The sequence below is a fragment of the Streptosporangium sp. NPDC005286 genome (assembly GCF_040607515.1).
In the GTDB taxonomy this organism is placed as follows: domain Bacteria; phylum Actinomycetota; class Actinomycetes; order Streptosporangiales; family Streptosporangiaceae; genus Streptosporangium.
In genome coordinates this window covers 1-1,118 of the sequence record NZ_JBEXGU010000419.1, presented here as the reverse complement: position 1 = coordinate 1,118, position 1,118 = coordinate 1, and the positions used below count along the sequence as shown (strand labels likewise).

At 71.6% G+C, this 1,118-nt stretch carries 1 protein-coding gene; it reads right to left on the bottom strand.

The genetic code is table 11. From position 1 onward, the window contains the following. Positions 1–1,118: beta-ketoacyl reductase (locus ABZU75_RS46515; protein ID WP_355570043.1), on the bottom strand; the 1,118-nt coding region annotated here is incomplete at both ends.

Below are 1,118 nucleotides of genomic sequence, written 5' to 3'. Positions count from 1 at the left end.
GTGGACGGCAACCGCAACCCGGTCACCCCGTTCAGCCGGTTACGCAACTCCACCGCGGTAAGAGAGTCGAAGCCCAGCTCACGAAACTCCCGCCGCACCTCCACCGTCTCCGGCGAGGCATGCCCCAGCACCAAGGCCACCTCGGTACGCACCAGGTCCACCAGGACCCCGGTGCGCTCGGCCGCCCCCAGCGGAGCCAGCCGCCCCAGCAACGTCGCCACCATCGAACCGGACGCCGCCGACCGCCGACCACCCCGCACCAGACCCCGCAACAACGGCGAGACCTCACCCTGCGCGCGCAGCACCGCCAGCTCCAACCGGAACGGGATCACCACCGGCCGGGCCGCCCGCCCGGCGGCGTCGAACAGCGCCAGGCCCTGCTCCACCGACAGCGGCGGCATGCCCATCCGGGTGATCCGCCGCATGTCGGCGTCGCTCAGCGTGCCGGTCAATCCGCTGTCCTGGCTCCAGGCACCCCACGCCAGCGACAGCGCGGGCAGTCCCTCGGCCCGCCGCATCTGAGCCAGCGCATCCACAAACGCGTTCGCGGCCGCGTAGTTGCCCTGCCCAGCCGAGCCCATGACACCCGACAAGGACGAATACACGACGAACGCCGCCAGATCCAGACCCCGGGTCAGCTCATGCAGATGCCAGGCGGCATCGACCTTGGGCCGCAGCACGGTGTCCAGCCGCTCGGGCGTCAGCGACGGAATCGTCCCATCAGCCAGCACACCGGCAGTGTGGATCACGGCGGTCAGCGGATGCTCGGCCGGGACCTGCGCCAGCAGGGCCGCCACCGCATCCCGATCCGCCATGTCACAGGCGGCGACCGTGACCTCGACCCCGTGCGCGATCAGCTCCGCCTGCAACTCCACCGCACCTGGAGCCTCCAGCCCCCGGCGGCTGGTCAGCAACAGATGCCGCACACCCCGCTCGGCCACCAGATGCCGAGCCAGATGACCACCCAGACCACCGGTACCACCGGTGACCAGCACCGTACCGTCCGGATCCCACGGCCGTTCTGCCTCCTCGGCCGGCATCACCCGAGCCAGACGAGGCACCCGTACCGCACCCTCACGGACCGCCGCCTGCGGCTCCCCGGAGGCCAGCACCGCGGC